General features: G+C 68.0%; 21 protein-coding genes. 9 read left to right on the forward strand and 12 right to left on the reverse strand.

Annotation, left to right across the window (positions count from 1 at the left end; genetic code table 11):
• Nucleotides 1–40 precede the first annotated feature (40 nt).
• A complete protein-coding gene (locus ACZK1G_RS06965) occupies nt 41–244 on the forward strand; it encodes a hypothetical protein (RefSeq protein ID WP_158297987.1) in 204 nt (67 codons plus the stop codon).
• 139 nt (nt 245–383) lie between these two features.
• Nucleotides 384–1,616 carry a porin gene (locus tag ACZK1G_RS06970; protein WP_014036551.1) on the forward strand — a complete coding sequence of 411 codons (1,233 nt, stop codon included), beginning with the start codon at nt 384–386 and terminating at the stop codon, nt 1,614–1,616.
• Between the two features lie 81 nt (nt 1,617–1,697).
• Here the strand turns inward: ACZK1G_RS06970 and nth are convergent, their stop codons facing one another.
• Genes nth through ACZK1G_RS06985 form a run of 3 tightly spaced genes read right to left on the reverse strand, consistent with a single transcriptional unit; the run spans nt 1,698 to nt 3,530 of the window.
• Nucleotides 1,698–2,390 carry an endonuclease III gene (nth, locus tag ACZK1G_RS06975; protein WP_101765206.1) on the reverse strand — a complete coding sequence of 231 codons (693 nt, stop codon included), beginning with the start codon at nt 2,388–2,390 and terminating at the stop codon, nt 1,698–1,700.
• A complete protein-coding gene (locus tag ACZK1G_RS06980; protein WP_075674892.1) occupies nt 2,390–2,743 on the reverse strand; it encodes a hypothetical protein in 354 nt (117 codons plus the stop codon). The genes nth and ACZK1G_RS06980 overlap by 1 nt, the downstream gene beginning before the upstream one ends.
• Before the next feature lie 4 nt (nt 2,744–2,747).
• The gene (locus ACZK1G_RS06985; protein WP_101765207.1) at nt 2,748–3,530 is read right to left on the reverse strand and encodes an enoyl-CoA hydratase/isomerase family protein; all 783 of its coding nucleotides are present in this window, start codon (nt 3,528–3,530) and stop codon (nt 2,748–2,750) included.
• Between the two features lie 167 nt (nt 3,531–3,697).
• On the opposite strand from ACZK1G_RS06985, the gene ACZK1G_RS06990 reads away from it, so the two are divergent.
• The 3 genes from ACZK1G_RS06990 (at nt 3,698) to ACZK1G_RS07000 (ending at nt 6,227) form a co-directional block, all read left to right on the forward strand.
• Entirely contained in the window at nt 3,698–4,399 is a 702-nt protein-coding gene (locus ACZK1G_RS06990; RefSeq protein WP_005408797.1) for an FKBP-type peptidyl-prolyl cis-trans isomerase N-terminal domain-containing protein, read from the forward strand.
• 125 nt (nt 4,400–4,524) lie between these two features.
• On the forward strand, nt 4,525–5,328 hold the full coding sequence (locus ACZK1G_RS06995) for a CoA pyrophosphatase (RefSeq protein ID WP_197622280.1): 804 nt from the start codon (nt 4,525–4,527) through the stop codon (nt 5,326–5,328).
• Nucleotides 5,325–6,227: a sulfurtransferase gene (locus tag ACZK1G_RS07000; RefSeq protein WP_101765208.1), complete on the forward strand. Its 903-nt coding sequence runs from the start codon at nt 5,325–5,327 to the stop codon at nt 6,225–6,227. The genes ACZK1G_RS06995 and ACZK1G_RS07000 overlap by 4 nt, the downstream gene beginning before the upstream one ends.
• A 345-nt stretch (nt 6,228–6,572) precedes the next feature.
• Here ACZK1G_RS07000 and ACZK1G_RS07005 read toward each other — a convergent pair whose 3' ends face one another.
• Nucleotides 6,573–7,139 carry an N-acetylmuramoyl-L-alanine amidase gene (locus tag ACZK1G_RS07005; protein WP_101765209.1) on the reverse strand — a complete coding sequence of 189 codons (567 nt, stop codon included), beginning with the start codon at nt 7,137–7,139 and terminating at the stop codon, nt 6,573–6,575.
• A gap of 72 nt (nt 7,140–7,211) precedes the next feature.
• Between ACZK1G_RS07005 and ACZK1G_RS07010 the strand changes: the two genes are divergently transcribed.
• Both ACZK1G_RS07010 and rlmKL read left to right on the forward strand, forming a co-directional pair.
• Nucleotides 7,212–7,739, forward strand: coding sequence for an alpha/beta hydrolase (locus ACZK1G_RS07010; RefSeq protein ID WP_014036558.1), 528 nt, complete (start codon nt 7,212–7,214; stop codon nt 7,737–7,739).
• Nucleotides 7,740–7,884: 145 nt separating this feature from the next.
• Nucleotides 7,885–10,023 carry a bifunctional 23S rRNA (guanine(2069)-N(7))-methyltransferase RlmK/23S rRNA (guanine(2445)-N(2))-methyltransferase RlmL gene (gene rlmKL / locus ACZK1G_RS07015; RefSeq protein ID WP_049446164.1) on the forward strand — a complete coding sequence of 713 codons (2,139 nt, stop codon included), beginning with the start codon at nt 7,885–7,887 and terminating at the stop codon, nt 10,021–10,023.
• 61 nt (nt 10,024–10,084) lie between these two features.
• Here rlmKL and ACZK1G_RS07020 read toward each other — a convergent pair whose 3' ends face one another.
• The 6 genes from ACZK1G_RS07020 to aptA form a co-directional block, all read right to left on the reverse strand.
• Nucleotides 10,085–10,414 (reverse strand): DUF3325 domain-containing protein, encoded by a 330-nt coding sequence (locus ACZK1G_RS07020; protein WP_101765210.1) that lies wholly within the window; start codon nt 10,412–10,414, stop codon nt 10,085–10,087.
• On the reverse strand, nt 10,411–12,048 hold the full coding sequence (locus ACZK1G_RS07025) for a PepSY-associated TM helix domain-containing protein (protein WP_101765211.1): 1,638 nt from the start codon (nt 12,046–12,048) through the stop codon (nt 10,411–10,413). Before ACZK1G_RS07025 ends, ACZK1G_RS07020 begins: the two co-directional genes overlap by 4 nt.
• Nucleotides 12,045–12,359: a DUF3649 domain-containing protein gene (locus ACZK1G_RS07030; RefSeq protein ID WP_049446157.1), complete on the reverse strand. Its 315-nt coding sequence runs from the start codon at nt 12,357–12,359 to the stop codon at nt 12,045–12,047. Before ACZK1G_RS07030 ends, ACZK1G_RS07025 begins: the two co-directional genes overlap by 4 nt.
• A gap of 246 nt (nt 12,360–12,605) precedes the next feature.
• Complete coding sequence (locus tag ACZK1G_RS07035) at nt 12,606–13,892, reverse strand: DUF445 domain-containing protein (protein WP_049446155.1); 1,287 nt, start codon at nt 13,890–13,892, stop codon at nt 12,606–12,608.
• Nucleotides 13,893–14,010: 118 nt separating this feature from the next.
• Nucleotides 14,011–14,889, reverse strand: coding sequence for a ParB N-terminal domain-containing protein (locus ACZK1G_RS07040; protein WP_049446152.1), 879 nt, complete (start codon nt 14,887–14,889; stop codon nt 14,011–14,013).
• A gap of 63 nt (nt 14,890–14,952) precedes the next feature.
• Entirely contained in the window at nt 14,953–16,305 is a 1,353-nt protein-coding gene (gene aptA / locus ACZK1G_RS07045; protein ID WP_101765212.1) for an omega-aminotransferase AptA, read from the reverse strand.
• A 104-nt stretch (nt 16,306–16,409) separates the two neighbouring features.
• Here aptA and ACZK1G_RS07050 point away from each other — a divergent pair, with 104 nt between their 5' ends.
• Together ACZK1G_RS07050 and ACZK1G_RS07055 are read left to right on the forward strand one after the other, a co-directional pair.
• The gene (locus ACZK1G_RS07050; protein WP_197622147.1) at nt 16,410–17,906 is read left to right on the forward strand and encodes an aldehyde dehydrogenase; all 1,497 of its coding nucleotides are present in this window, start codon (nt 16,410–16,412) and stop codon (nt 17,904–17,906) included.
• Nucleotides 17,907–18,040: 134 nt separating this feature from the next.
• Nucleotides 18,041–19,342 (forward strand): MFS transporter, encoded by a 1,302-nt coding sequence (locus tag ACZK1G_RS07055; protein WP_049446145.1) that lies wholly within the window; start codon nt 18,041–18,043, stop codon nt 19,340–19,342.
• Here the strand turns inward: ACZK1G_RS07055 and ACZK1G_RS07060 are convergent.
• Together ACZK1G_RS07060 and ACZK1G_RS07065 are read right to left on the reverse strand one after the other, a co-directional pair.
• Complete coding sequence (locus ACZK1G_RS07060) at nt 19,323–19,784, reverse strand: bacteriohemerythrin (protein ID WP_049446143.1); 462 nt, start codon at nt 19,782–19,784, stop codon at nt 19,323–19,325. The two genes, ACZK1G_RS07055 and ACZK1G_RS07060, sit on opposite strands and share 20 nt — an antisense overlap.
• 85 nt (nt 19,785–19,869) lie before the next feature.
• A complete protein-coding gene (locus ACZK1G_RS07065; protein WP_049446466.1) occupies nt 19,870–21,213 on the reverse strand; it encodes a diguanylate cyclase in 1,344 nt (447 codons plus the stop codon).
• Between the last annotated feature and the right edge of the window lie 54 nt (nt 21,214–21,267).

Raw genomic sequence — 21,267 nt, forward strand, 5'->3', positions numbered from 1 at the left:
CGCTTGCCCCGGTACGACCGCGGGCCGACCGGGGCGTTGGATGCCGGTGCCGTTCTATATGTCGGTGATGGTGCCGGCGGGCGCAGCGGCCGCGCATTCCGCAGCGATGCCGCGTCATCCGCACGAAACCAGGGAGGCGGGCGAAGGCGGTGTGGCGGCCTGCTGGCGTATCGGCGCGGATACAGCACGCCATATGCCGCAAGGGATCGACAAGCATATGCCCGCAAATGAGTCGTACGCATGACCGCACGAAGAAATCTGTGGTTGGTGCTCAATCTGTCATTCGGCTGTCATGGTTTTAACGGAACGTTCGCAAAACGCTTGACCGGCCTGCCGGCGTGGCGTTCTGCCCAAGCCATTCCAACCCTCTGGAGAAATCCAAAATGCGTTCCCATTTGCTCGCCGCCGCGGTCGTTGCAAGCCTCGGTCTGGTTTCCGCCGACGCCTTCGCAGCCCCCGCCAGCTCGGGCGTATCCCAGGCACAGCTGCAGCAGCTCCAGGCACAGATCGCCGCGCTGCAGGCCCAGGTCCAGCAGTTGCAGAACGATTCGCAGGCGCTGCAGGCGCAGTCCGATGCGCAGTCCGAAGTGAACATCACCCAGGCGCAGGCCCTGGAAGGTGCACAGAAGACCCAGACCAGCGTCGACAAGCTGGCCAAGCTGGTCAATGACAACAAGATTGGCGGTCGCATGTTCTTCGACCTGACCAACATCGACAAGACCAGCAACGGCAAGGACACCGCCGCCAGCGGCACCGGCCTGGACGTCAAGCGCTTCTACCTGACCGTCGACCACAAGTTCAACGACATCTGGTCGGCCAACCTGACCACCGACTTCCAGTACAGCTCGGCCATCGGCAACACCGAACTGTTCGTCAAGAAGGCCTACGTGCAGGGCAGCTTCGACCCGGCCTTCAACCTGCGCGTCGGTGCCGCCGACATGCCGTGGATCCCGTACGTCGAGAAGTTCTACGGCATGCGCTATGTCGAGAACACCCTGACCGACCGCCTGAAGTACGGCAACTCGTCCGACTGGGGCCTGCATGGCTTCGGCAACCTGGGCAACAACTTCAACTACGCCGTCTCGGTGGTGTCCGGCGCCGGTTACAAGAACCCGACCCGCAGCAAGGGCATGGACGTGGAAGGCCGCGTGGCCTACACCCCGAACGAGAACTTCGTGGTCGCCGTCGGCGGCTACAGCGGCAAGCTGGGCAAGGAAACCGACATCCAGAGCGCCGAGAACACCTACACCCGCGCCAACGCGATGGTGGCCTACGCCGACAGCAACTTCCGCGTCGGTGGTGAGTACTTCCAGGCCAAGAACCTCAACAACGTGCTGACCGTTGCCACCGACAAGACCAGTGGCTGGTCGGTGTGGGGCAGCGTGCGCGTGACCGACGGCGGCATCAACGTGTTCGGTCGTTACGATGACACCGACGTCAGCAAGACCCTGGACCCGACCCTGAGCGACAAGTACTGGAACGTCGGCGTCGAGTTCCCGGTCATGAAGAACCTCAAGCTGTCGACCGTGTACAAGTACACGCACCTGGCCAACGCTGGCGACAAGAAGAACGACAAGACCAAGGAATTCGGCGTCTGGGGCGACCTGTCGTTCTGATCTCCTGAAGCAACCTTGTCCATACACGCGGACGGCGGGCCTTGTGCCCGCCGTCTTCGTTTCGTCACAACACGATCCGCGTCACGCCTCGGCCGGGGTCTTTTCCTTGAACCGGCACAGGTCGGCGATCACGCAGCCCGGGCAATCCGGCTTGCGCGCCTTGCACACGTAGCGGCCATGCAGGATCAGCCAGTGGTGCGCGTCGAGCAGGAACTCGGCGGGAATCACCTTCACCAGCGTGTCCTCCACTTCGCGCACGTTCTTGCCCGGGGCCAGGCCGGTACGGTTGGAGACGCGGAAGATATGCGTATCCACCGCCATCACCGGCTCGCCGAAGGCAGTGTTGAGCACCACGTTGGCGGTCTTGCGGCCCACACCGGGCAGGGCTTCCAGCGCTTCGCGGTCGCGCGGCACCTCGCCGCCGTACTTCTGCAGCAGGATCGCGCAGGTGGCGATCACGTTCTTCGCCTTGGCGTTGAACAACCCGATGGTGGCGATGTACTGCTTCAGGCCATCCTCGCCGAGCGCGAGGATCTTCGCCGGCGTGTTGGCGACCGGGAACAGGCGACGCGTGGCCTTGTTGACGCCCACGTCGGTGGCCTGGGCGGACAGCGCCACGGCCACCAGCAACTCGAACGGCGAGCTGTACTCCAGCTCGGTCTTCGGGTGCGGATTGAGCTCGCGCAGGCGGGTGAACATTTCCACCACGTCGGCGCGCGGCATGCGGCCGCCGCGTCGCGCCGGTGCGCGGGTGGTCTTCCTTGCGGTGGCCATTACTGCTCCTTGCCGGTGGCGCGGGCCTTGGCCCGGGCGAGAATCGCGGCAGCCGCAGCGGGCAGGGCGGGCTTCACGTCCGGCGCCGGGGCCGGGGTGCGGCGCGCATCGCGCTCGGCCTCGCGGCGGGCCAGGCGCACCGCACGGGCGCGGTAGCGTTCGCGTGCAGCCCAGGCGGCATGCAGCTGCTGTTGCGCCTGCTGCAGGCGTCGTGGAAGGTCCGGGTGGCCAGGCAGCAGCTGTTCGTCGCCGGCACGGGCGACGTAGTCCATCAGCCCGGCCTGCAGGGCGCCATCGAGATCGTCTGCCTGGACCCGGGCGAACAGCTGCGCGGGGTTGGGTCGGGATGCCATGGCGTCAGCGGTTCTGGAATGCCGGCGGGCGGCGCTGCAGGAAGGCGCTGGTGCCTTCACGCATGTCCTCGGTAGCGAACAGCAGGCCGAACTGCGCACTCTCGTACTCCAGGCCGGCCTCCAGGCTGCATTCGCCCCCCACATGCACCGCATCGAGCAGCCCACGCAGGGCCAGCGGGGCCGAACGTGCCAGCTGGCGGGCAATGTCCTGCACGCGGTTGTCCAGCGCGTCGGCCGGCACGACTTCGTTGACGATGCCCAGTTCCAGCGCCCGCGCGGCGTTGATCGGCGCCCCCAGCAGGCACAGCTCCAGGGTGGCGGCGCGGCCGCACAGGCGCAGCAGGCGCTGGCTGCCGCCGAAGCCGGGAATCAGGCCGAGGTTGATTTCCGGTTGGCCGACCTTGGCGGTATCGGCGGCGATGCGCAGATGGCAGGCCATCGCCAGTTCCAGGCCGCCGCCCAGCGCAAATCCGTTCACGCGCGCGATGACCGGCTTGGGCATGCGTTCGATCTGGCGCATCAGGGCCTGGCCCAGCAACGAGAAATCACGTCCCTGAACGGCGCTGAGGGTGTTCATTTCCGCGATGTCGGCACCGGCCACGAAGGCCTTGGGGCCCGCCCCGGTCAACACCACCACGCGCACTTCCGGATCGGCAGCGGCGTCCCTGAAGGCATCGGCCAGCGCCTGCAGGGTCGCGGCTTTCAGGGCATTGAGCTTGTCCGGGCGCTGGACGGTCACGGTGCGGATGGCGCCGTCATCGGCGACAGCGATCAGGGCATCGGCCACGGGGAAACTCCTGGAACGTTAAAAAAAAGTGATATTGAACTCTGCAAACGCAGACGGGTCATAGCCTGCATCGTGAGTAGCGGTTACACGTTGCGCCCGTTATCCTAACCCGTCGCCTCAGGGCGGCGCAGAACGTCCCTGAGTTACCACCCCTGGAGAACTGTTTGATGAAGTTGCGTTCTATCGCGGTCGCCGTCGCGGCCCTGGCCCTGACGGGCAATGCCTTCGCCCAGGACGTCTCGTCCGAAAAGGGCAAGCTGAGCTACTACTTCGGTTACGACTACGGCAACAACCTGGCGGAGCTGACCGGTCGTGGTGAGCAGCTGGACATCAACTCGGTGGTGAAGGGCCTGCAGGATGCCTACGCCAAGAAGCAGCCGGCGATCACCGCCGAGCAGCTGAAGCCGGCCGTTGAAGCCTTCCAGAAGCGCGAGCAGGGCCGTGCCCAGGCCGCCAAGGCCGAGTACGAAAAGGCTGCTGCCGAAAACAAGACCAAGAGCGATCAGTTCATCGCGGCGAACAAGGCCAAGGCCGGCGTGCAGTCCCTGCCGAGCGGCGTCCAGTACCGCGTGATCGAAGCCGGCAAGGGTGCCAAGCCGACCCAGGCCAGCACCGTGCAGCTGGAAGTGGCCGGTCCGTTCCCGTACGGCCAGCGCCCGACCGAAGCCCGCCCGGCCCAGCAGATCCCGTCGATCAAGGTCAGCGAAGTTGAAATGAAGGCCATGCGCGAGACCCTGCTGCAGATGCCGGCAGGCTCGAAGTGGGAAGTCACCCTGCCGCCGGACCAGGCCTACGGTGCCGACCCGCGCACCCCGTTCCCGCCGAACGTGGCTGTGCAGTTCGAGATCAAGCTGGTCAGCGTCAAGTAAATCGAAGCAGCAAACGAAACGCGCCGGTGACCTCACCGGCGCGTTTTTGTTTGCGCAGTGCGCTGCGCGCCGCAACATCGCGCGCAAATTCAGCCCGATCGCGCTACTGTTGCCGGGTGCAAACAATGGAAGAAACGGCGCGTGTTGTCGCAAGTCCCTGCATCGGAGTGTGCACGCTGGATCCGCACCGGCAATGCACCGGCTGCGGGCGGCATATCGATGAGATCGAGCGGTGGTCGTCGATGAGCAACGAGGAACGCAGCCGCATCCTGCATCGCGTGCAGCCCTTGCGCGAACAGCTGCAGCAATCGCTGCGTGGCTCACTGGCCGACCACGAGCGACTGATGCGCGCACTGCACCCCCTGGCGCAACCGCCGTCCGGCGACGGCTGGAACCGCAGTGAGCTTATCGACCTGCTGCCGCCCGGGCCCCCGGTGGAGGCTGCGGTGCTGGCCGGCATCGTGCCGCGCGCCAACGGCGCACAGGTGATCCTCACCCGTCGCACCGAAACACTGCGCACCCATGGTGGCCAGGTCGGATTCCCCGGCGGCCGCACCGAACCCGATGACCGCGACGCGCTGGCGGCCGCACTGCGCGAGAGCCAGGAAGAAATCGCCTTGGCGCCCGGCCAGGTGCAGGCGCTGGGGTATCTCGATCCCTTCGTCACCATCACCGGCTACCGCGTCACGCCCGTGGTGGCGGTGGTCGATCCGGATTTCGTGCCGGTGCCGCAGCCCAGCGAAGTGGCCGAAGTGTTCGAGGTGCCGCTGGCCTACCTGATGGCCGCCGACAACCTGCACCAGGTCGAAATCAATCATCGCGGCCGCGTCCGCCACGTCCTCGAGTATGGCTGGCCGGGCCAGCGCATCTGGGGCGCGACCGCCGCCATCCTCTACAACCTGCGTCGCCGCCTGGAGCAAGTGCAATGAAGCCGATCGATCCGCCGTGGACCACCCTGGTCGATGTCGCCACCCTTGCCGCTGCGCTGGGCGAAGGCGTGCGCGTGGTCGATGCGCGCGCCACCGCCAGCACCGCGGTGCGCGTGGTGGATGCGCGTGCTTCGCTGGCCGATCCGCAGGCCGCGGGTGGCCAATACCTTGCGGGGCATATTCCGGGCGCGGTGCATGCCGATCTCAACCGCGATCTGTCCGATCTGGGCCGTGCCGGCCATGGCCGGCACCCGCTGCCGGACAGCGATGCGTTCGCCGCGAAGCTCGGCACGTGGGGCATCGGTCCTGACACCCAGGTGGTGGTCTACGACGGCAGCGACGGCAGCATGGCCGCCTCGCGCCTGTGGTGGCTGCTGCGCCTGATCGGTCACAGCAAGGTGGCCGTGCTCGACGGCGGCATCGCCGCCTGGCAGGCCGCCGGTCATCCCTTGGCGGCCGGGCAGGGCATGGTCGCGTCGCTGCCGGCCTACCCGGGCCGTTTCGATACCACCCAGATCGCCAATGCCGAAGAGATCAGCGCGCGGCTGAAGCATGCGCCGGGTTGGCTGGTCGACGCGCGCGCGGGTGAACGCTTCCGCGGTGAGGTCGAGCCGCTGGACCCGGTCGCCGGCCACGTGCCGGGCGCGGTCAACCGCCCGTTCGCATTGAACGTACTCGACGGCCACCTGCGCGACCCACAGGAGCTGCGCGCCGAACTACAGGGCGTGATCGGCAATCGCGATCCACAGCAGGTGGTGCTGATGTGCGGCTCCGGCGTGACGGCCTGCCACCTGCTGCTGGCGATGGAAACGGCGGGCCTGTCCGGCGCGCGTATCTACGCCGATTCGTGGAGCGGTTGGGTGAGCGACAGGAGCCGCCCGGTCGCCACCGGCGCCTGAGCAACGCGGGGTCGGATCCGTTTTCCAACGGAAAACGGCTCTGACCCCATCGAGCGTAAATCGGGGTCAGAGCCCGTTGCGTAGCAACGGGATCCGACCCCGTGCCGACCAACGGTCGGCACCCACCAACAGCAGCAGGAATCTGTCGAAGGCGGGGTGGGTCCGGTTGCGGGGGCGTGAGCCGCATGGATGCGGCGACCGAGCTTACATGGACGTACTTGCAGCGTCCCCCGCAACCGGACGCACCCCGCCTCCCCTCAGGAAGTCAGCTTCTGCTTTTGCTGTTGCTCTGGCTTCGGCTTCGGCTTCTGCTTCTGCGGGTGCAGGGCGCAGCCCTGCAAACCCTTACCCAACCGGCTGCAACGGCACCTTCGCCAGGATCCGCGCCCACGGGAACAGCGGCCCCGGATCGCGCTTGCGCGCCACCGTCAGCGTCGCATCGTCGCTGGCCGGCACCTGGTCCAGGTCCAGCTGGTCATGCCCGGCAATCCGCCGCAGCGACGGGTAGTGCGCCACCAGCGCCTGCAGCAGGCCTTCCAGGGCCAGCAGCTGTGCCTCGGTGTAGGGCTCGTCCATCGCCTGCTGGCGGCTGTCGAACCAGTGCGGGTAGCGCCCGGTGTTGACCAGTTCGATGCCCAGCGTATGCGCGTTCATGCCGCGCACGTGGTGGGCCACGCGTTCTGGCGCCACGTACTGCACCACGCTGCCATCGCGGTCGATGTAGAAGTGGCCGCTGTTGCCGGCACCGCTGTCGTACAGCACACGCTCGCCGTACTCGCGGGCCATCGCCAGGTCGGGCAGCTCGGTGCAGTGGATCACCACCATCTCCAGCGTGGCCGGGTCGCGCAGGGGCAGACGGTCTTCGTAGGGCAGGGGCTGCAGCTGCAGGCCGGGCAGGAGCGGGTTGGGCATCCGGCGATGCTAGCATTGCGGCATGAACCTGCCTTCCCTTTCCTCGTTGGCCCGCTCGCACGGAGCACGCGCATGAGCCGCGGCCACTGCATCCTGTCGCATGGCTTCGAGAGCGGCCCGGAGGCGACCAAGGTCACCGCGCTGGCCGACGTGGCGCAGCGGCTGGGCTGGACCCACGAGCGCCCGGACTACACCGACCTGGACGCGATGAGCGAGGTCAGCCGCGTAGGTGACGTGCCGACTCGGCTGCGCCGCCTGGTCGAGCGCACCGCCATCGCGGCCCGGCAGGGCCCGGTGGTGCTGGCCGGCTCCAGCCTGGGTGCCTACATCTCTGCCATCGCCTCGCTGCAGGTGCCGGTGGCCGGCCTGTTCCTGATGGTGCCGCCGACCACCATGGGCCCGATGCCGGCGCTGGACGCCGCCGCCGTACCGACCACCGTGGTCCAGGCCTGGCATGACGACGTGGTCCCGGCCGCCGGAGTGATCGCCTGGGCCCAGGCGCGCTCGGCGCAGCTGCTGCTGGTCGACGATGGCCACCGCCTGGAGCACCACGTGGAGGCCTCCGCGCAGGCCTTCGAGCGGCTGCTACGCCAGCTGTGAAGCCTGGGCGCACGGCGCGCCCGCCCGCTTTGACTACAATGGCAGCCCCGCCGCCCCCGGCGCGGGCCTGCCGGCCGTGACTACGGCCCTCCTTTCCGACTGGCCCGGCCCCTGTGCCGCGCCCGCCCACCTGCGAACCGATCCCGTGAAATTCTTCGTCTCCTGCGCCAAGGGCCTGGAATACCTGCTTGCCGATGAACTGTCGGCCCTGGGCCTTGGCAAGGCCACTGCCACCATTGCCGGCGTCAACGCCGAGGGCGAACTGGAGCAGGCGCTGCGGATCGTGATGTGGTCGCGCCTGGCCAGCCGCGTGCTGTGGCCGATCGACGAGTTCGAGTGCCCGGACGAGCAGGCCCTGTACGACGGCGTGCGTGCGCTGCCGTGGCACGAGCACATCAAGCCGGAGATGACCCTGGCGGTGGACGCGCACGTGTCCGGCGACAAGATCACCCACGCCCGCTTCGCTGCGCAGCGGATCAAGGACGCCATCGTCGACCGCATGCGCGACGAGGGCCTGGAACGCCCCTCGGTCAACACCGATCTGCCCGACGTGCGCGTCAACCTGTCGCTGCGCAAGGGCCGTGCGTCGCTGTCGATCGACCTCGGCGGTGGCCCGCTGCATCGCCGTGGCTGGCGTGGCGCCGCCCACGAAGCGCCGCTGAAGGAAAACCTGGCCGCCGCGCTGCTGCTGCGCGCGCAGTGGCCGCGCCTGCACGCCGCTGGTGGCGGCCTGCTGGACCCGATGTGCGGCAGCGGCACGCTGCTGATCGAAGGCGCGCTGATGGCCGCCGACGTTGCTCCCGGCCTGATGCGCCATGGCAGCCTGCCGCCGAGCCGCTGGCTGGGCTTCGACAAGGCGGCCTGGAAGACCCTCCAGAGCGAGGCGCGTGACCGCGAAGCGGCTGGCCTGGCCGCGTTGAAGCCCGTCATCCACGGCAGCGACATCGATCCGACCGCGATCCAGGCGGCGCGCGAGAATGCCGAGGTGGCGGGCGTCGCCCACGCGATCCGCTTCACCCGCGCCGATGTGGCTGACCTGGCCACGCCGGAGCAGGAGATCGGTGCGGTGGTCTGCAACCCGCCGTACGACGAGCGCCTGGCCGCTGATCCGGCACTGTACCGCGCGCTGGGCAACGCCCTGCAGAAGGCGGTGCCGCAGTGGCGCGCCAGCCTGCTGTGCGGCAACGACGAACTGGCCTTCGCCACCGGCCTGCGCGCGGGCAAGAAGTACCAGATGTTCAACGGTGCGCTGGAATGCGCGCTGATCGTCTGCGACCCGATCGCCGTGCCGGGCCGCGATCCGGCGCAGCCGCGCGAGCTGAGCGAAGGTGCGCAGATGGTGGCCAACCGCCTGCGCAAGAACCTGAAGAAGTTCAAGAGCTGGCGTGCCCGCGAGGACATCACCTGCTTCCGCGCCTACGACGCCGACCTGCCGGAGTACGCAGCGGCCATCGATGTCTACGAGGAAGACGGTGGCAAGCGGCGTACCTTCCTGCATGTGCAGGAATACGCCGCACCGGCGGCGATTCCGGAGAACGACGTGCGCCGCCGCCGCAACGAGCTGCTGGCCGCTGCGCGCGAAGTGTTCGGCGTGCCGCCGGAGCAGGTCTCGATGAAGTCGCGCGAGCGCGGCAAGGGTGGCAGCAAGTACGGCCGCTTCGAGCAGCGTGACGAATTCATCGTGGTGCGCGAGAACCACGCACTGCTGCAGGTGAACCTGTTCGACTACCTGGACACCGGCCTGTTCCTCGACCACCGCCCGCTGCGCCGGATGATGGCCGAGCAGGTGCGTGGCAAGCGCTTCCTCAACCTGTTCTGCTACACCGGCGTGGCCAGTGTGCAGGCGGCAGTTGCCGGTGCGGCCAGCACCACCAGTGTCGACCTGTCGGCGACCTACCTGCAGTGGTGCTACGACAACCTGGCGTTGAACGGGCAGGGCGGCAACCAGCACCTGCTGGTGCAGGCCGATGCGATGGCGTGGCTGGAAGGCGACCGTGGCCAGTACGACGTGATCTTCTGCGATCCGCCGACCTTCTCCAACTCCGCGCGCGCCGACGACTTCGACGTGCAACGCGAACAGCTGAAGCTGCTGCGCGCGGCGGTGGCGCGACTGGCGCCGGGCGGCGTGCTGTACTTCTCCAACAACTTCCGCCGCTTCAAGCTGGAAGAGAACGCCATCGCCGAATTCGCCCAGTGCCGCGAGATCACCGCGCGCACCATCGGCCCGGACTTCGAACGCAACGCGCGCATCCACCGCGCGTGGGAACTGAAGCGGTTGGGGTAACGCGACGCCCGGGGTCGGATCCCTTGCGCTGCGCGAAAGGGATCCGACCCCGGTGGCTCTGCTACAGCACTGCCACCAGCAGCCCCATCACCGGCAGTGCGATCGCCAGCGCGGCGATCCACTTCGGCCGGTACGGGTACAGCCCGAACGACAGCGCCACGCCGCCCAGTGTCATCGTGCCCAGCCACAGCACCGGGCCCATCGCCCAGCCATGGTCGACCACGCACAGCGCGAACGCCACCGTCAGCAGGGCCCAGCCCAGCACCCGCCATTGCGTGCGCCGTGCCGGCGAGGCGGCAGCCTTGCCGTGCAGGTCGTGCTGGTGCTTTTCCATCGCCAGCGACAACGCGGTGAACGCAGAGAACGACAGGGTCAACGCCAGCAGCATCATGCGCTGGCCTCCGCTTCGGCGGTGTCCGCAGCGTCCACCGGGGCCTTGGGTGCCGCCGCGGCGGCGGCACGCTTCTTCTTCTCGGCTGCAGACAGCGGTGGCGTCCAGCGCTGCATGCGCCAGCCGCACAGCGCCAGCATCGCACCGAACGCGATCATCGACAGATCGACGCCGGCCAGTACCCAGTCACCATTGCGCAGGGTGACGCCAAGGTGGGCGTGCGTGGTCAGCGCGTTGACCACCGGCACCAGCGCGAATGCGGCCGCGCCCAGGTACAGCTGCCAGGCCCACATCATCCGCTTCGGCCAGATGAAGGCGGCCAGCAGCGCACCGCCCCACGCGTAGAAGAACACATTGGCCTCGGCGCTGGAGCGTTCGGCGATGTCCAGCGGCAGCAGGCGGTTGCCCCAGAAGTAGGCGGCGAAGGCGATCGGCAGCCCGGCCACGGTGCCGATGTTCAGTGCATCGACCAGGCGCAGGCCGAAGCCGGTACGGCCGCTCTTGGCGTGCTTGGGCCGTTCCTTCACTGCCCACAGCACCACGCCGCTGGCCACCATCAGGCAGCCGACCAGGCCGGACAGGAAGAACAGTGCGCGCAGGCCCCAGTCGGCGAAGCGCGCCAGGTGCAGGCCATACAGCACGCCACGGGTGGCGGTGGCGCCGCCGGAAGGGGGCGTTTCCTCCAGCAACGTGCCATTGACCATGTCGTAGCGCAGCGCCGGGGTGTCGGTGGACAGGCGCTTGCCGTCGCGCTGGCGGATGTCGATCACGGCATTGGCCGCGCCCGGGTTGGACACGGTGAAGCCGGCTACTTCCACGCCGTGCCAATGCGCGCGTGCGCTGTCCAGCAGCTGCGCGATCGGCAGCGGCGTGGCGCGGCCTTCGGCGGGCGCGGTCACCTCCGGCATGCCGCCGAAGGCTTCGCTGAAGAACTTGTCCTCGTCCTGCGGGTAGGCGACTTTCACCCCCCACGGCAGGTACATGATCATCAGGGTGACGATGCCGGTGTAGGTGATCATCGCGTGGTACGGCAGCGCCATCACCGCACTGACGTTGTGGAAATCGAGCCAGGAACGCAGGCCCTTGTCCTTGCGGAAGGTGAAGAAGTCCTTGAAGATTTTCTTGTGGGTGATGACGCCGGTGATGATCGCCACCAGCATGAACATCGCGCAGAAGCCGACCAGGTAGCGCGCCCACAGCACCGGGATGTAGTGCAGGTCGAAATGCAGGCGGTAGAAGAAGTCACCGCCCCGGGTTTCGCGCGCCTTCAGTGCCTGGCCGGTGTTCGGGTCCAGCGTGGCATCACCAAAACCACCGCGGCGGCCACGACTGGGATCGGCCAGCTCCGGTGGCAGCCGCCAGAACATCTGCATCGCCGGGTTGCGCGGCTGCGGCAGGGTGACGAACCAGTTCTCGGCCTGCGTGGCGTTGGCCTGCAGGTAGTCCACCGCGCGCTGCGCGGCGACATCGATGCTGACCTTGCTGGACGGCAGTTCCGGTCGCATCCAGCGGCTGATTTCTTCGCGGTAGTAGCTGGCCGTACCGGCCATGAAGATCAGCAGCAGCAACCAGCCGACCAGCAGGCCGGTCCAGGTGTGCAGCCAGGCCATCGACTGTCGGAATCCGTTCTTCATGCCCAGGCCCCCAGCAGGCGCGCCATGGCGGCCATCAGCAGCGCGGGCGCGAGGATGCCAACCCACGCACGCAGCGCGCTGCGGGTGGCGAACGCCCACAGCGCTGCGCAGGCGGCCACCAGGATGGCCAGCAGCATGCCGGTCAGCACGGTCTGGCCACGTGCGCCGGGCAGCGCCACCGCGCAGAACACGCTGGTCACCGAGGCCAGCGCGTAGCCGCCGAAGATCGCGGCCAGCGAGCGTGACAGCACGCCCCAGCGCGGATTGGAGAAGAAGGTGCGGGGGCTGGCGGTTGCGGGCGAGCGGTCCACGGCGTTCCTGCAGGTAGGAGAGGGGATGGAACGCGTCCGCGGCCCCCTTGCGCCCTGCGCATGTCGCCAAGCGTGTCCCATCGACGAAGCACTGCCCGCGCAGACGGGCAATCCAGAGGTCGGGGATGTACACGGGCGATGGGCGCGTCTTCCGCACCCGATTGGCTAAGCGTACAACCGATCAGTAAATGATAGGCATTCGCATTTTATGAATCAAGCGTGATGACCCGGAGGGCGCGCTGAGGCCTAGAACCTGAACACCACCGTCGCCGCATGCAGCAACAGGCCGATCAGCCCGCCGACCAGCGTGCCGTTGAAGCGGATGAACTGCAGGTCGCGGCCCACGCTCAGTTCCAGCTGTTCGACCAGGTGCCGCTCGTCCCAGCTCTTCACGGTCTGCGCGATATGCGTGGTCACGCCTTCGCGCAGGCGGCCGGTCAGGCGCTGCGCGCCTTCCAGCAGGTGCTGGTTGAGGGCATCGCGCAGGGCCGGGTCGGCCTGCAGGCTGCTGCCCAGCGAGGCGAGGCTGCGCTGCAGGTGGCCGACCAGCGCCGAGTCCTCGCGCTGCAGGTCGGCGCGCAGGCTGGCATGGATGCGCGCCCACAGCCCCTGCACGTACTCCTGCAGGGCGGGGTGGTCGATCATTTCCTGCTTGAGCTGTTCGATGCGCTCGGCCAGGGCCGGATCCTCGCGCAGGCGCTGCACGTAGTTCTGCAGCCAGGTCTCGTAGTCCTGGCGCAGTGGATGCTGCGGCTCGGCCAGTACCTGCTGCAGTTCTTCCAGCACCGCCCGCGCCAGGCGCTCGGCCAGGCTGTCACCGATCTCATCGATCGGCTTCACCCAGTTCACCGTGCTCGACAGCGTCGGCCATTCGCGCTGGATGTAACGCACGATCAGCTGCGAGGCGCGTTCCTTGACCTCTGGCTGTTCCAGCCAGCGGCCGAGCCGCTGCAGGCCCTCGTCCAGCACGCGCTGGTGGCGCCCATCGGCGGTCAGCAGGGCCAGCAGTTCACCGGCGGTGGCGGCGGCATTCCACTGCCGCAGCTGCTGCACCACGAAGGCATGCAGCTGCCGGCGCACCGCGGTTTCATCGAAGAAGTCCAGCGCCTGCAGGGCCCAGCCACGGGCCATGTCGGCCAGCATCCGCGAGCGCGCCGGGTCGGCCAGCCAGCTGCCGAGGCGGCTGGCCGGATCGAACACCTGCAGCTTGGCCAGCAGCACACCCGGTTCCAGGAACTGGTCGCGCACGAACAAGGCGAGGCTGTCGCCGATGCGTTCCTTGCTGCGCGGGATGATGGCGGTGTGCGGAATCGGCAGGCCCATCGGCCGCCGGAACAGGGCGACGACCGCGAACCAGTCGGCCAGTGCACCGACCGCAGCCGCCTCGCAGAACGCCGAGACCCAGGCCCAGATACCGCGTTCGCCCTGCCAGTGGCTGACCGCGAAACCGGCCAGCATCAACAGCAGCAGGCCCAGCGCGAGGGCTTTCAGGCGCCGCAGCTGAGCGCGGCGCGGATCGTTGGCAGGCGTCATGCCGGAAGTCTAACCGGCACGGCATGAGCATCCGGTAGTGCCGGCCGCTGGCCGGCATCCGCAACGCACCCGGAACGTTCATGGGGTTGCCGGCCAGCGGCCGGCACTACCCGCGGGTTCAGAGCGCTTCGAGCTGCTTGCGCAACGCAGCCAGCTGCGCGCGCAGGGTGTCGTTCTCGCGGGTCAGGGCGACCACGCGACGGCGCAGGGCCGGTGCATCCTCGCCCAGCTGTTCCAGTGCGGACAGCACTTCGGCATCGCGGCTGGCGATCTCGTCCTCATCCGCCTCCTCGAAATCCATCTCGGCCGGTTCAGGCTTCGGTGCGCGCGGCTTGCGCTTGGATTCGCGCACGCGCTTGGCGGCCTGCTTCAGCTCGTCCTTGCCGCCGGCGGCAGCGGCGCGCTGTTCGTCTTCCGGCAGGTCGGCCACGGCGGCGGCGGCGCTGATCGAGATCATGCCGGCCTTCACTGCTTCCACCACCTCGGCCGCGGCCTGGGCGTGGATGCGTTCGATCATGCCGACCTGGCTGGTGCTCAGCTTGGCCTCGCGGGCCAGCTCGGCGCGGCTGATCTTCGGTGCCGGTTCCCACGGCGGGCTGTCCTCACCCGCGTCCTCGACGGCCTCGGCGGTGCCGTCGCTCTCGCGCTGCAGTTGCGCCTGCTCGACCTGCTTGCGGGCGGCCAGGATGTCGCGCTTGCGCAGCGCCAGCACGCCGCGCTGGAAGTCGGACACGCTGCGGCGGCCCAGGTGCTGTTCGATCATCCACAGGTGCACGTCTTCCATGCTCTGGAAGCGGGTGTTCTGCACGGTGTTGAAGGGCAGGCCATGCTTCTGGCAGATGCCGAAGCGGTTGTGGCCGTCGACCAGCACATCGCCCCACAGCACCAGCGCATCGCGGCAGCCTTCGGCCAGGATGCTGCGCTCCAGCGCGTCATGTTCGTCCGCGGTCAGCGGGTCGATGTAGGCCTTGAGTTCTTCTTTGACGACGATATCCATGGGCACGGCAGCGAGCAGGAGCGGAACCGCCCATTGTACCCGCTCGCCACCCCCGGCCCGGGCTCAGGCGGTGGCCCGGATCATCTCGCCCAGGGTGCCGGTGATCTGGTCGATCTGCGCCTTGTCCACGATCAGTGGCGGCGACAACGCAATGATGTCGCCGGTACAGCGCACCAGCAGCCGGCCGTCCTGGAAGCAGCGCCGGAACACCTCATAGCCACGGCTGCCGGGGGTATCGCGGCGCGGCGCCAGCTCGACCGCGCCGACCAGCCCGAAGTTGCGGATGTCGATCACGTTGGGCAGGCCCTGCAGCGCATGCAGCCGTTCCTGCCAGTACTCACCCAGTTCGATGGCACGTTCGAACAGGCGCTCCTCGGCATAGACCTCCAGTGTGGCCAGCGCCGCTGCACAGGCCAGCGGGTGCCCCGAATAGGTATAGCCATGGAACAGCTCGATGGCCTGTGGCGGTGCCTGCATCAGGGGTGCATGCACGGCGTCGCTGGCCAGCACGCCACCCAGCGGTACCGCGCCGTTGCTGACCGCCTTGGCGAAGGTTAGCAGGTCCGGAGTGACCCCGAAGCGCTGCGCGGCGAAGGGCATGCCGACCCGGCCGAAGCCGGTGATGACCTCGTCGAACACCAGCAGGATGCCGTGGTGGTCGCAGAGTTCGCGCAGGCGCTGCAGGTAGCCCGGCGCGGGCAGGATCACTCCGGCCGAACCGGCGATGGGTTCAACGAACACGGCGGCGATCGTCGAGGCATCGTGCAGCGCGATCAGCCGTTCCAGGTCGTCGGCCAGCTCCGCGCCCTGGCGTGGCAGGCCCCTGCTGAACGCATTGCGCTGCAGGTCCAGGGTATGCCGCAGGTAGTCGACGCCGCCCAGCTGCAGGCCGAACGCTTTGCGGTTGTTGGGCAGTCCGCCCAGCGCCATGCCGCCGAAACCGACCCCGTGGTAGGCCTTTTCGCGGCTGATGAAGCGGGTGCGCTGGCCCTCGCCACGCTGGCGGTGATAGGCCAGCGCGATCTTCATCGCGGTATCCACCGCCTCGGACCCGGAGCTGGTGAAGAACACATGGTTGAGCGGGGCAGGTGCCAGCGCGGCCAGCCGCTGCGCCAGCGCGAAGGCCGGCGGCGAGCCCATCTGGAAGGCCGGCGAGTAGTCGAGGGTGCGTGCCTGCTCGACGATGGCCTCGACGATGCGCGGTCGCGCGTGGCCGGCGTTGCAGCACCACAGGCCGGCGGTGCCATCGAGGATCTGGCGGCCGTCGACATCTTCGTAATGCATGCCTTCGGCGCGTACCAGCATGCGCGGGGCGGCCTTGTACTGGCGGTTGGCGGTGAACGGCATCCAGTACGCGTCCAGTGACTCAGGGCGCTGGGTGGCCAGCTCGTGCAGGTCGCTTTCGGGACGCTTCATGCCAGCTCCATCGGGTCCGATGCGACGAATGTAGCGCAGCCGCGTCACGGCGGAGTCGCGGCGTCCCCGGTATAACCAAGGCTTGTTGAATGTTGGAGCTTCCCATGGCCAATTTCCCCGACCGCAGCCACTGGCAGGCGCTGGCCCTCCAGCTGTCGATACCCGGCCAGGCCTTCATCGACGGCCGTTACGCCGACGCCGCCAGCGGCGCCCGTTTCGACTGCATCAGCCCGATCGACGGACGTGTGCTGGGGACGGTTGCCGACTGCGACGCGCAGGACGTGGAGCGTGCGGTACTGGCCGCGCGGCGCAGCTTCGAGGCGGGGCACTGGTCACAGGCCAGTCCGGCCCACCGCAAGCGCGTACTGCTGGCGCTGGCCACACTGGTGGAAACGCACGCCGATGAACTGGCCTTGTTGGAAACCCTGGACATGGGCAAGCCGGTGCGTGACGCGCGCCGCATCGACCTGCCGGGCGTGGTGCGCTGCCTGCGCTGGACGGCCGAGGCCGTGGACAAGCTGTATGGCGAGGTCGCGCCCACCGGTCCGCACGAACTGGGACTGGTCACCCGCGAGGCGGCGGGCGTGGTGGCGGCCATCGTGCCGTGGAATTTCCCGTTGCTGATGGCCTGCTGGAAGATCGCGCCGGCGCTGGCGATGGGCAACTCGGTGGTGCTCAAGCCTTCCGAGCGCTCGCCCCTGAGTGCGCTGCGGCTGGCGGCGCTGGCCGCCGAGGCCGGGCTGCCGGAGGGCGTGCTGAACGTGCTGCCGGGCCATGGCGCGCGCGTCGGTGAACCGCTGGCTCTGCACATGGATGTGGATGTGCTGGCCTTCACCGGCTCCACGGCCACCGGCGCCAGGCTGCTGGAGTATTCCGGCCGGTCCAACCTCAAGCGGGTCTGGCTGGAGTGTGGCGGCAAGAGCCCGCACGTGGTGTTCGCCGACGCCCCCGACCTCGATGCGGCGGCCAAGGGCGTGGCGCAGGGCATTTTCTTCAACCAGGGCGAAGTCTGTACCGCCGGTTCGCGGTTGCTGGTACAGCGCTCGATCCGCGAAGATTTCGTGCACCAGGTGGTTGCCTACGGCCAGCACATGCAGCCACACCACCCGCTTGACGCCGACGCACCGATGGGTGCGCTGGTGGATGCCGCGCATCTGGACAAGGTGATGGGGGATATCGCACGCGCCGAAAGCGAGGGCGCCCGCTTGCTGCTGGGCGGTCATCGTGCCGACGTCGAGGCAGGCGGTTGCTATGTGCAGCCCACCGTGTTCGATCAGGTGAGCCCCGACCAGGCACTGGCGCGCGAGGAAGTGTTCGGGCCGGTGCTGGCGGTGCTGGGCTTCGACGACGAAACCGAAGCGGTGCGCCTGGCCAACGACAGCCGCTACGGACTGGCCGCCGGTCTTTGGACGCGCGATCTGAGCCGTGCCCATCGCGTCGCACGCCAACTGCGCGCGGGTAGCGTATGGGTGAACGGCTGGGATGGCGGCGACATGACTGCACCGTTCGGTGGTTACAAGCAGTCCGGCAACGGGCGGGACAAGTCACTGCATGCGTTCGACAAGTACAGCGAGATCAAGGCCACCTGGATCCAGCTGTAACGACGCGGCTGCTCGACGCTACAGAAGAATGGCGCCTGCCTCCCTCGTTGGCATCGGTGTCGGCTGAAACCATCGTCCCGTGCGGCCACCGGCCCGTGGCAGAATCGGGCGATCCGCCGTTACCCGTGTTGCCGATGTCGACGATCACCGCTGCCGCACCGCCCGTGAATTCTCCCCGCCGTGTCCTGCTGGCCAGCCTGATCGGCACCACCATCGAATTCTTCGATTTCTACATCTACGCCACGGCCGCGGTGCTGGTGTTCCCGCACCTGTTCTTCCCGGACAGCAGCGAACAGGCGGCCCTGCTGCAGTCACTGGCGACCTTCGCGGTGGCGTTCATCGCACGCCCGGTCGGCTCGGCGGTGTTCGGCCACTTCGGTGACCGCATCGGCCGCAAGGCCACCCTGGTCGCCGCGTTGCTGACCATGGGCCTGTCCACGGTGCTGATCGGTTTGCTGCCGACTCACGCGCAGATTGGCCTGTGGGCCCCCGCGCTGCTGGCGCTGTGCCGTTTCGGCCAGGGCCTGGGGCTGGGCGGTGAGTGGGGCGGGGCGGTGCTGCTGGCCACCGAGAATGCACCGCCGGGCAAGCGCGCCTGGTACGGCATGTTCCCGCAGCTGGGTGCGCCGCTCGGCTTCCTGCTGTCAGCCGGCATCTTCCTGGTGCTGGGCCGCTGCCTGAGCCAGGCTGATTTCCTGCAGTGGGGCTGGCGCATCCCGTTCGTGGCCAGCGCGCTGCTGGTCGGCCTCGGCCTGTGGGTGCGGCTGAACATCCACGAGACCCCCGACTTCAAGAAGGCGCTGGAACGCAAGGCGCCGGTGCGGTTGCCGATGCTGACGGTGCTGCGTGACCACCCGGTGCCGATGCTGCTGGGCACGCTGGGTGCGTTCGCCACCTTCGTGCTGTTCTACCTGATGACCGTGTTCAGCCTCGGCCATGGCACCGCCGTGCTGGGCTACAGCCGCGAGCAGTTCCTGCTGATGCAGATGGCCGGCATGCTGTTCTTCGCGCTGGGCATCCCGTTGTCGGCGCGCTATGGCGACCGCTGGGGCACGCGTCGCACGATGATCGTGGCCAGCGTGCTGATCATTGGTTTCGGCGTGCTGTTCGCACCGCTGTTCCAGCCGCACAGCCCCTGGCTGGTCACGGCGTTCCTGTGCCTGGGCCTGTTCCTGATGGGGCTGACCTACGGCCCCTGCGGCACCTTCCTGGCCGAGATCTACCCGGTGGAAGTGCGCTACACCGGCGCCTCGCTGTCATTCAACCTGGCCGGCATCCTGGGGGCGGCACCGGCGCCTTACCTGGCCACCTGGCTGGCCGAACGCTTCGGCCTGGTCGCGGTCGGCTACTACCTGTGCCTGACTGCGGCAGCGACCCTGTGCGCGCTGGTGGCATTGCACCGGCGCGCGCTGCGGCTCAGCCAAAGAAGCGCTTGAGCGTGCGCCCCAGCCAGCCGCCGCCCTGGTGTTCGCGGGCGAACTGGTTCAGGTGCGCCTTGACCTGTTCGGCGTAGGCCTGGTCATCGCCGCGGATGTGGTTGAACAGCCAGCGCGAGAGCATGGTGCGCAGCTCGTCGCTGATGTCCTCGCCGGCCTGGAAGCGCATGCGGTACTCCGATACCCGCTTGATGAAGACCTCATGCACGCGCTTGTGCGCGGCACAGAACGGATAGCCGGCTTCCTCCATCAGCTCTTCCTCGAACGCGAAGTGCGACATGGTGTAGTCGACCACTTCATCGATCACTTCGCCGACCGCCGTACGCTGCATGCTGGCCTGGGCCACGTGCAGGTGGTTGAGCATCTCGATGATGCGGCGGTGTTGTTGATCGATCACATCGATGCCGATGTTCAGATCGTCCTGCCAGACCAGTAGTGCCATCCCCGGCTCCCCTTCATGCGTATGTCGGGGTCGACTGTAGGGCTGCGGTGCGGGGACGGCGTTGATCTGGATCAAAGCGAGCCGGTCAGGTCAGCGCAGGCTCGCGTGGACGCAGCGGGCTGGCCACCGTGGTGCAGCTGACCCGGTTGCGACCGCCGGCCTTGGCCAGGTACAGCTGGCGGTCGGCCTCGGAGATCAGCCGATGCAGTGCATCGCGCTGCGGGCGCAGGCAGCACAGGCCGATGCTGACCGTCATGCGCAGGGTGGCGGTGCCGATGTCCACTTCCAGCGCGGCAATACGCTGGCGCAGTTCCTCGAAGTACTGCAGTGCCTCGTCCTGTTCCATGTCCGGCACCAGCAGGCAGAACTCCTCGCCACCGAAGCGTGCGATCAGGTCCTGGCTGCGGGCGTGCGCGGCCACCGCACCGGCGACCGCACGCAGCGCGTCGTCGCCGGCCTCGTGGCCGTAGGTATCATTGATGTGCTTGAAGTGGTCGATGTCGATCATCGCCACCGCTACGCATTGGCCGTGCAGCTGCAGCTGCGGCAGCTGGCGCTGGCTCTGTTCCAGGAAGCAGCGACGGTTGGGCAGGCCGGTGAGGAAATCGCGGGTGGCCAGGTCCTGCAGGGTGCCGATCAGTTCCAGCTGGTCGACGTTCTGCGAGACGCGGCAGAAGAACTCCTCGCGCGAGAATGGCTTGCGCAGGAAGTCGTTGGCGCCGTTCTTCAGGAAGCGTGGGATCAGCGAGGCGTCGGTGTTGCCGGAAATGCCGATCACCGCCACCTTGTCGCGCGAGCGCAGGGTGCGCAGGCGTCGGGTGAACTCCACGCCCTGCATGCCGGGCATTTCCTGGTCGACCACCGCCAGGCGGATCGCAGGATGCGCCTCGATCGCGGCCAGGCCCTCGTTGCCGTCAGCGGCCTCGTGCACCTCGTGGCCGTACATGCGCAGCAGGGCAGCGGCATAGCCGCGCGCGGACGGCGAGTCGTCCACCACCAGCGCTGCGATGCGGCGGTTGCGCTCCAGTCGCTGCACCAGCCATACCAGGTAGTCGATGCTGCCCGGGGTATTCTTCAGCACGTAGTCGATGATCTGCTGCTGCAGCACGCGCTTGCGCAGGTCCTCGTCGTAGACGCTGCTGACCACCACGGTGGGCAGGCCGCGCTTGAGGAAGAACTCAACCACCGCATCGCGGTCGCCATCGGCCAGCACCAGCCCGGTCAGTACCAGGAACCAGCCCCCATCCTCGCTCAGCAGGCGATCGGCCTCGGCCAGGGTGGAGGCGATCACCACCGGCAGTTCCAGGCGCTGCTCGATGGCCTCGCGCAGCATGCCGGTGAAGGCACGGGAGTTTTCGACCAGCAGGATCCGCTGCGGCAGCGGATCGGCCAGGTCGCCATCGACGGCGGCCTGCGGCAGGACGGGCATGATGCGGTGGCTCACGAGGGAGGGCTCGGCACGGATAGCGGCGGTTTCGGGCGC

The sequence above is a fragment of the Stenotrophomonas sp. 109824_Sma genome (assembly GCF_056480025.1).

Excerpts from the sequence above, each read along its gene's own strand:
- ACZK1G_RS06965 (WP_158297987.1), top strand. The coding sequence starts at position 41 with ATGCCGGTGCCGTTCTATATGTCGGTGATGGTGCCGGCGGGCGCAGCG.
- aptA (WP_101765212.1), bottom strand. The coding sequence starts at position 16,305 with ATGAAGCGTCCCGAAAGCGACCTGCACGAGCTGGCCACCCAGCGCCCT.
- ACZK1G_RS07060 (WP_049446143.1), bottom strand. The coding sequence starts at position 19,784 with ATGGCACTACTGGTCTGGCAGGACGATCTGAACATCGGCATCGATGTG.
- ACZK1G_RS07010 (WP_014036558.1), top strand. The coding sequence starts at position 7,212 with ATGAGCCGCGGCCACTGCATCCTGTCGCATGGCTTCGAGAGCGGCCCG.
- ACZK1G_RS06995 (WP_197622280.1), top strand. The coding sequence starts at position 4,525 with ATGGAAGAAACGGCGCGTGTTGTCGCAAGTCCCTGCATCGGAGTGTGC.
- ACZK1G_RS07020 (WP_101765210.1), bottom strand. The coding sequence starts at position 10,414 with ATGATGCTGCTGGCGTTGACCCTGTCGTTCTCTGCGTTCACCGCGTTG.
- ACZK1G_RS07040 (WP_049446152.1), bottom strand. The coding sequence starts at position 14,889 with ATGGATATCGTCGTCAAAGAAGAACTCAAGGCCTACATCGACCCGCTG.
- ACZK1G_RS06970 (WP_014036551.1), top strand. The coding sequence starts at position 384 with ATGCGTTCCCATTTGCTCGCCGCCGCGGTCGTTGCAAGCCTCGGTCTG.
- ACZK1G_RS07025 (WP_101765211.1), bottom strand. The coding sequence starts at position 12,048 with ATGAAGAACGGATTCCGACAGTCGATGGCCTGGCTGCACACCTGGACC.
- ACZK1G_RS06990 (WP_005408797.1), top strand. The coding sequence starts at position 3,698 with ATGAAGTTGCGTTCTATCGCGGTCGCCGTCGCGGCCCTGGCCCTGACG.
- ACZK1G_RS07055 (WP_049446145.1), top strand. The coding sequence starts at position 18,041 with ATGTCGACGATCACCGCTGCCGCACCGCCCGTGAATTCTCCCCGCCGT.
- ACZK1G_RS07050 (WP_197622147.1), top strand. The coding sequence starts at position 16,410 with ATGGCCAATTTCCCCGACCGCAGCCACTGGCAGGCGCTGGCCCTCCAG.
- ACZK1G_RS06980 (WP_075674892.1), bottom strand. The coding sequence starts at position 2,743 with ATGGCATCCCGACCCAACCCCGCGCAGCTGTTCGCCCGGGTCCAGGCA.
- ACZK1G_RS07000 (WP_101765208.1), top strand. The coding sequence starts at position 5,325 with ATGAAGCCGATCGATCCGCCGTGGACCACCCTGGTCGATGTCGCCACC.
- ACZK1G_RS07035 (WP_049446155.1), bottom strand. The coding sequence starts at position 13,892 with ATGACGCCTGCCAACGATCCGCGCCGCGCTCAGCTGCGGCGCCTGAAA.
- ACZK1G_RS07005 (WP_101765209.1), bottom strand. The coding sequence starts at position 7,139 with ATGCCCAACCCGCTCCTGCCCGGCCTGCAGCTGCAGCCCCTGCCCTAC.
- ACZK1G_RS07065 (WP_049446466.1), bottom strand. The coding sequence starts at position 21,213 with ATGCCCGTCCTGCCGCAGGCCGCCGTCGATGGCGACCTGGCCGATCCG.
- nth (WP_101765206.1), bottom strand. The coding sequence starts at position 2,390 with ATGGCCACCGCAAGGAAGACCACCCGCGCACCGGCGCGACGCGGCGGC.